5 protein-coding genes are annotated in these 7,797 nt (G+C 35.2%); 3 read left to right on the top strand and 2 right to left on the bottom strand.

Annotation, left to right across the window (positions count from 1 at the left end):
• The 3 genes from ACFIKX_RS05175 to ACFIKX_RS05165 form a co-directional block, all read left to right on the top strand.
• Positions 1 to 372 (top strand): tyrosine-type recombinase/integrase (locus ACFIKX_RS05175; RefSeq protein WP_375629061.1); only part of this gene is annotated, 372 nt, incomplete at its 5' end.
• Between the two features lie 896 nt (positions 373 to 1,268).
• Positions 1,269 to 2,483 (top strand): NADP-dependent isocitrate dehydrogenase, encoded by a 1,215-nt coding sequence (locus ACFIKX_RS05170; protein WP_375613103.1) that lies wholly within the window; start codon positions 1,269 to 1,271, stop codon positions 2,481 to 2,483.
• A gap of 118 nt (positions 2,484 to 2,601) precedes the next feature.
• A complete protein-coding gene (locus ACFIKX_RS05165) occupies positions 2,602 to 4,029 on the top strand; it encodes an MFS transporter (RefSeq protein ID WP_375629058.1) in 1,428 nt (475 codons plus the stop codon).
• A gap of 44 nt (positions 4,030 to 4,073) precedes the next feature.
• Here ACFIKX_RS05165 and ACFIKX_RS05160 read toward each other — a convergent pair whose 3' ends face one another.
• Both ACFIKX_RS05160 and tgt read right to left on the bottom strand, forming a co-directional pair.
• Positions 4,074 to 5,273 carry an MFS transporter gene (locus ACFIKX_RS05160; RefSeq protein ID WP_375629055.1) on the bottom strand — a complete coding sequence of 400 codons (1,200 nt, stop codon included), beginning with the start codon at positions 5,271 to 5,273 and terminating at the stop codon, positions 4,074 to 4,076.
• Positions 5,274 to 6,557: 1,284 nt separating this feature from the next.
• Positions 6,558 to 7,676, bottom strand: coding sequence for a tRNA guanosine(34) transglycosylase Tgt (gene tgt, locus ACFIKX_RS05155; RefSeq protein WP_375629052.1), 1,119 nt, complete (start codon positions 7,674 to 7,676; stop codon positions 6,558 to 6,560).
• Between the last annotated feature and the right edge of the window lie 121 nt (positions 7,677 to 7,797).

Raw genomic sequence — 7,797 nt, 5'->3', positions numbered from 1 at the left:
ATTCATCTCAAAACAGAGAAAAGTAAATTCCAAACAGATGTTTTTCTTCCCATTTTACCGGAATTAGCTAAAACGCTTGAAACTGGTCCTATTGGAGAAGAAACATTTATCTGTAGTAAAGTGAATCAAAAATTCACCAAAGAAAGCTTTGGGAATGGATTTAGAGACGCTTGTAATGCGGCTGGAATTAAAAAATCGGCGCATGGATTAAGAAAATTAGCCGCAACACGTGCAGCTAATTCTGGAGCAACAGTATCACAATTGAAAGCAATTTTTGGCTGGACAGAAGATCAGATGGCATCCCTTTATACAAAGAGTGCAGATCGTAAAAGACTAGCTCTTGAAGCTATAAAAAAGCTCCAAAAAAGTTAGGGGCAGAGACAAAAAAACGTAATAGAATCAAAATTCATTAATTCCCTTATATTCTATATAATTCTTTGATTTTATTTACTCTATACCCGCCCCTTGGGCGTACCATGTTTCTTTTTTCTATGTGTAATATATTCATTTTATTTGTGTTTTTAAAAATGAGGGATGCATAAATAAAAATGAGGGAATAAGATTTTAAAAGGAATCTCTTCGTAAAAAGGATACAAGAATCATTAGGTGATTAATTTCTTTGTTGCATTTCGAGGATAGTGCTTTACTGCGCATAGTTAATAACAATAAGAATCGATAAAACATAAGAATTAGAAGATTCTAGCTCGCGATACGGTAATTTTATAAGTCATATTCTTGCGTATGCTGTTAATTTTTAAATTAAAACCAGCCGCATCATTTATACGTTTTTTTCAACCTTCAAAATTGAAGTTTATCTCAAACGCATTTTATATGAAGCATTTCTAATTACAGTGCCTTTGTTATCACATTAAACTTTTTATAAACAAACAGACCGTAAGCTTAGAATTGAAATAGCAATATAAAAATAGTTTCTTATTCACCTAACACAACAAATCAAGAAACTATAATTCAGAATACGATCAACTTATTAAATGGAATCTCTGATAATAAAAACGCATAATCCCCGTCCCTCGGTGATCTAACTACCTTATCTATTAAACAGATTCTTCATCAATCATAGAATAATTATAGATTTGCAAACACATCACTTCTTTTCAAAAATTAAACCCTCCAACAAAATTTTACACTCTATTGATAATATATTCTAAAAGCTCATATTTGAATGCTTTTTTCCCTTGTTTTTACTTTTCATTATAAACTTGAAAGTGTTATACAAGTAGTATCGCTTAAAAGAAAAAGGATTTCTAATGGTAAAGATCAAAGTAGAAAACCCCGTTGTTGAACTTGATGGGGATGAGATGACCCGCATCATCTGGAAATATATCAAAGATAAATTAATCCATCCCTACCTCGACATTGATCTAAAATATTATGATCTTTCCGTCGTAAATCGTGATGCAACCAATGATCAGGTAACTATCGATTCTGCCAATGCTATCAAAAAATATGGGGTTGGTATAAAATGCGCAACCATCACACCTGATGAGGCACGCGTTAAAGAATTTAACCTAAAAAAAATGTGGAAATCACCTAATGGCACAATCCGCAATATTTTAGGAGGAGTCATTTTTCGCGAACCCATTATCTGTAAAAATGTCCCTCGCCTTGTTCCTAACTGGACAAAGCCAATTATTATCGGACGTCACGCTTTTGGTGATCAATACAAGGCAACAGATTTTAAATTTCCAGGAAAAGGGAAATTAAGTATTAAATTTGTCGGTGATGATAATCAAGTTATTGAACATGATGTTTTTGATGCTCCAAGCGCAGGGGTTGCCATGGCTATGTATAACCTTGATGAGTCAATTCGTGATTTTGCCCGCGCATCCTTTAATTATGGACTACAACGGAATGTTCCAGTTTATCTTTCAACAAAAAATACCATTCTAAAAACTTACGATGGTCGTTTTAAAGATATCTTTCAAGAAATATTCGATACGGAATTTAAAACTGAATTTGAAAACCGTAAATTATATTACGAACACCGTCTTATTGATGATATGGTTGCTTCTGCATTAAAGTGGTCAGGTGGATACGTATGGGCATGTAAAAACTATGATGGTGATGTCCAATCTGATATTGTTGCCCAAGGCTTTGGTTCTCTGGGTCTCATGACTTCTGTTCTCATGACACCTGACGGCAAAATTGTTGAAGCAGAGGCAGCACACGGCACTGTAACACGCCATTATCGTCAGCATCAAAAGAATGAAGAAACATCAACGAACTCTATTGCATCTATTTTTGCATGGACGCGTGGACTAGCGCACCGTGCTAAACTAGATAACAATGAGAAGTTAAAAAACTTTTCCACGACATTGGAAGAAGTTTGTATTAAAACCGTCGAAGAAGGTTTTATGACCAAAGATCTCGCACTTTTGATTGGGCCTAAACAAAAGTGGCTTTCTACAACAGGTTTCCTCGATAAAATTGATGAGAATCTCAAAAAAGCAATGGGCAATTAAGTTATTACTTAAATTAAAATTCAAAGCTCTAAACAGAGCTTTGAATTTCTCTTGGCAAATTCAAAGAAGTACCTTATAAGTAAAAAGAGGATAGATTTTTATTAAATAGCAAACAACAGTGAAAAAACAGGGCTGGTCTGCGCTTTTATTGGGTAAAAATGGTCTTTGCTTTTTAACGTTTACAGGTGGAGTTGTGTTACACGCCACCAACGTTTATATTGTTATTACTATTTTACCCTCTCTTATGAATCATATTGGCAGTGAAATATATTATTCTTGGGTGGCTACTGTCTTTATTACAGCTTCACTCGTGGGTACTTCACTTGCAACAAAAATATTAGGGAAATTAGGTCCTCGCAATGCGTATGTTATTTCTGGACTTATCTTCACCCTAGGCACTTTTATGTGCAGCATTTCTTCATCTATGCCATTGTTTTTAATAGGACGCTTTATTCAAGGATTTGGAAGTGGTTCTTTGTTATCCCTATCCTATTCCATGGTACGGATTGTTTTCAGCCCATCTTTATGGTCACATGCATTAAGTATTATCTCTGGAATGTGGGGAATATCAACCTTGTTAGGACCAGCAATCGGGGGGCTTTCTGTATATTATGGGCTATGGCGAGCATCCTTTTTGATCATTGGCGTATTAGCTATATTTTTCTCACTCATCGCCTTTAAATTTTTACCAAAAAAGAATGAAAACGATGTTCCAACACCCCCTCTTCCTCTTCTCCAGCTTTTCACACTCACCTTATTGATTTTTATTATTTCTGTTGGAGGGGCTATGGAGTCTACAATAGCAAAAATTTGCGGATTAGTTATCGGACTTAGTCTTCTTTTTGTTCTAGCAAAAATCGAATCATCTACCCCTCATCCTATGTTGCCCCGCAAATCCTTTTCTTTCTCTTCTGAAATCTTTTCTGTTTACGCATTGATACTCGTTATGACAACAGTCGTATACAGTATAGAACTTTATTTTCCACTTTTTCTTCAAGAGCTTCATGGGCAAGCTCCACTTATTGCTGGTTATATAGCAGCACTTATGAGCCTAGGGTGGACATGTGGAGCCATCTCAAGTGCTGGTCTCTCCACAAAAAAAATTCGCAACATCATTGTATACTCGCCCCTATTAAAACTGTTAGGCATAATGATTCTTTTATGGCTCATCCCAACAGAAGTTTCCGCGCTTGAATATATTTTTATTATTTGCTTAGCACTGTTTTCTATTGGAATCAGTGCGGGCATAGCATGGCCACATTTGCTCACAAGGATCTTACAATGTGCAAATGATGAAGATGCTCTCCGTGCCAGTGAATCCCTTACCTCTGTACAACTATTTTCAGCAGCCTTAAGTGCAACTCTAGCAGGAGTCATCACCAATCTTGCAGGCCTCTTTAATCCTGGAGGAACAATAGGAATGATCTTAGCAGCAAAAACTCTTCTTATAGTGCTCATGGGTCTTTTATTTTGTCTTGCTATTCCATTAGCACTGCGCATTTCTTACTTCATATTGAAAAACCCAACAGGACATTCCAATAACTAAAAATAAATATAAAAATTCCTTCTTCATTAAAAAAATGAAAAATATTAAGCATGCTTCTCCATATACCATGAGATGCAAAAAACCATTAATCCACACAAAGTTAGAACACTTCCTAAAACAGCTGTATATTCATAACTATAGCCCAATTTTAAAACTAATGCTCCAGATTCAGCACCAAGAGCGTTGGCAATATTAAAAGCAGACTGCATTAATGCTCCTGCCAAAATCTGTCCCTGTAGTGCAACATCCATAATTTTTGTTTGTATAGAAGGCATAGCAGCAAAAGAAGTTCCAACAAAAAAGCATCCTATTGCCGCTGTTAACGGAGCATAGGATAAAAAGAAAAAAAGAAAAAAAACAAATACGCTCCAAAGCATAGAGAAAAATATCATCGGTGAAATGCCAATTTTAACAGCTAATTTAGGCCCCAAGAGATTTCCTATCACCATTCCCAATCCAACTAACGGCATAATAAATGGTACCCACTCAAGTGAAACACCAGAAATATGCATTAATGTTGGCTTGATATAAGTGAAAACAGAAAATAATCCTGACGCTCCCACCGACACCATCAACAAAAGAAGCCACACCTGCTTTTGCTTTAATACACCCATTTCTTGCAAAGGATTCGTTTTTGGAAAACTTGAATCACAAGGAAAAAAATTCCAAATAAGCAAGCTACACAATAAAGCAATCATACCCACAAGGACAAAAGCAATCTGCCAACCAATAAGTTGACCAATCCAAGTAGCACTGGGTGCTCCCAAAACGGTTGCAATTGTTAAGCCGAGCATAACATATCCAACAGCTTTAGAACGTTCTTTCATTTCTACCATTGAAGAAGCAACCATAGCCGCAAGTCCAAAATAGATTCCATGGGGAAGTCCACTGAGAAAGCGTAATACTACTAATATGCTAAAATCAGAAAAAAAGGCACTAGCAATATTTGCTAAGGCATAAAAAAGCATTAATCCCATCAAAACAGTTTTGCGTGATACCTGAGCTGTTGCCACAGCTAAAAGAGGTGCTCCAATCACAACTCCTAATGCATAAGCAGAAATATATTGACCAGCGGTAGGAATATCAACATAGGAACTTCGTGCCATCTCTGGCAGTAGCCCCATTGCGACAAACTCTGCAGTACCAATAGCAAAACTCCCCACGGCAAGAGCTAAAATTATTAAACGCCGTATTCTCGAATCAATTCCCAATGCAAGAACCTTTTGTTGATAAAAATCCTTCATACTATCACTTCTGGATAGGAGTTTTAACTGTAAATATCTGTAATACACACAAACAAAAATTCAAAACATTATTATACGCATGCCCAATAGTCCCCAATAAAGTTTTAGAAATATTTTGATATATAAAGCATTTTATAGAGTTTTAAGTAAGATTCTTTAATGGAAAATCTTTGAAAACCTCAAGATCATAGACGTATTCACCTATTTCTATCAGATCTACCAGATAATAAACTTTGTCTCCTCTTTTCAGCCATTGTAATTTTACAGTGAAAACTTTATTTTGCAACGATATACTATATCCTATAAATAATTCTAAAATTTGCCGAAGAATGCATTTCAAACAAGTGAATAATATCTCATCATTATCTTGATACAAAGATAAAACTTCTCCCCCAAAATTATTGTTGCTTTATTTTGCTACCTGAATACAGATCCCCCAAATCGATAAGCTATAATTTCAACTTTAGGCCATTCTTATAAATTATTATAGAGTCTTTTAAAAATTCTCATGATAATAGTGCTTGGTTTCTAGATTTATTAAATACCCTCTTTTAGACATCTTTACCCCTCCCTCATCTAACAGAGGAATCGCATCAGATATCTAACTCACTATCTGTAAATTAAAATATTCACGTAAATATATTATGATTATTTTCAGATAAATTCTATAAACAAAGCAAAAAACAAATATAATAAATTTTGTATAAGTATGTTTATTGATGTTTTATAAACATGACAATTACCGTGATTAATATTTAATTTATTATGACATAATATCTATATTTTTATTATATAAATAATATTACATAAATCTATTTTAAAGAATATTTATATATAAAAACTTAAAAAATAAAATTATAACATTTTAAATGTTGTAATTTTATTTTAGTTTTATTTTAATTTTCTAAAAATTTATCTGTTCGATTGTATATAATCCATTCTTTACCTTTAGTAATAAAAAACACAAAGTAGCTCATAAAAATACAATTTTCATACTTCTTTAAGAGTTCGCTAACGCCTCATTAACATTGTTGCTGTAAACAGTCATCAGAAACAGAAAAACTGTTTTTCTCCGGATCAGGTAGCGCGTACCGGAGTAACAGTTTCTGTTTTTATCTAGTAATTAGAAAAAGAATATGTGCCCTATAAAACCGCACTGTTATATCCTAAGATAGTGGAATTTTATAATTTTGGAAGATGTTTCTAATTTCATTTTTTAGCTAAATTTGTAAGTGCGAGAATAAATTCAATAAAAAAATGAGGCGCTATATTACGATTAATATTTTAGCGTCCTTGTGCCCATAGAGCACGCGTTTCAGCGCAAAAATCGGCATAACAGCCTTCCTCAATGGCATCACGAATTCCCTGCATAAGTTGTTGATAATAAAAAAGATTATTCCACGTCAACAACATCCCCCCAAGAGATTCACCAGATTTAATCAAATGATGCAAATAAGCACAACTATAATCATGTGCTGCTGGACAAAGTGACTGTGGATCAAGAGGAAGTGGATCTTCTGCATAACGCGCATTACGCAAATTAATTCTACCAAAGCGGGTAAAAGCTAAACCATGACGTCCTGCACGCGTCGGCATAACACAATCAAACATATCAACACCACGAGCAACACTTTGTAAAATATCATCAGGTGTCCCTACTCCCATAAGATAGCGTGGTTTATCCTCTGGTAAAATCGGACAAGTAGTATCCAATACTGCTGTCATAACACTCTGCGGCTCACCAACAGCAAGCCCTCCAATAGCGTAACCTTTTAAATCTATTTCTTTTAATGCTTGAGCAGAACGTTCACGCAGTTTCATATTATCACCACCTTGAACAATCCCAAACAATGCTTTATCTGGCTGCTCTCCAAAAGCTGTTTTACAACGCAGCGCCCACCGCAATGAAAGTTCCATAGCTTCTTCCATTTCTTTTTCAGTTGCGGGTAATGCAATACATTGATCCAACTGCATCTGGATATCCGCACCAAGAAGTTCTTGAATTTCGATAGAACGCTCTGGACTCATTTCATAGTAGGCTCCATTAATGTAAGAACGAAAAATCACACCTTGTTCAGTAATTTTACGGATTCCCGCCAATGACATAACCTGAAAGCCACCAGAATCGGTTAAAATAGGTCCGCTCCAGCGTGAAAATTCATGTAATCCTCCTAAACGCGCAACACGTTCAGCTCCTGGACGTAACATTAAATGATAAGTATTCCCCAAAATGATATCTGCACCAAGATCACGAATTTGATCCATATACATAGCCTTAACGGTTCCTGCCGTCCCAACAGGCATAAATGCGGGTGTACGAACACATCCTCGCCCCGTTATAATTTCGCCTCGACGTGCATACCCATCTTGAGCAATTTTTCTATAATGAAATGTCTTTATCATAACTCTCGTCTTTTTGATTCCATCAATGCATATCTCTATAGAAAGAAAAAAGATATCCCCTTACGAGCATTGTCAAAAGCTTTATGAATTAATTTTTGATTCGCTCAATATTGTAATCAGC

Source organism: Bartonella sp. CM86QHHN (assembly GCF_042194695.1).
Lineage (GTDB): Bacteria > Pseudomonadota > Alphaproteobacteria > Rhizobiales > Rhizobiaceae > Bartonella.
The sequence above is the reverse complement of the archived record's forward strand: the minus strand, read 5'-3'. Positions and strand labels throughout refer to the sequence as shown.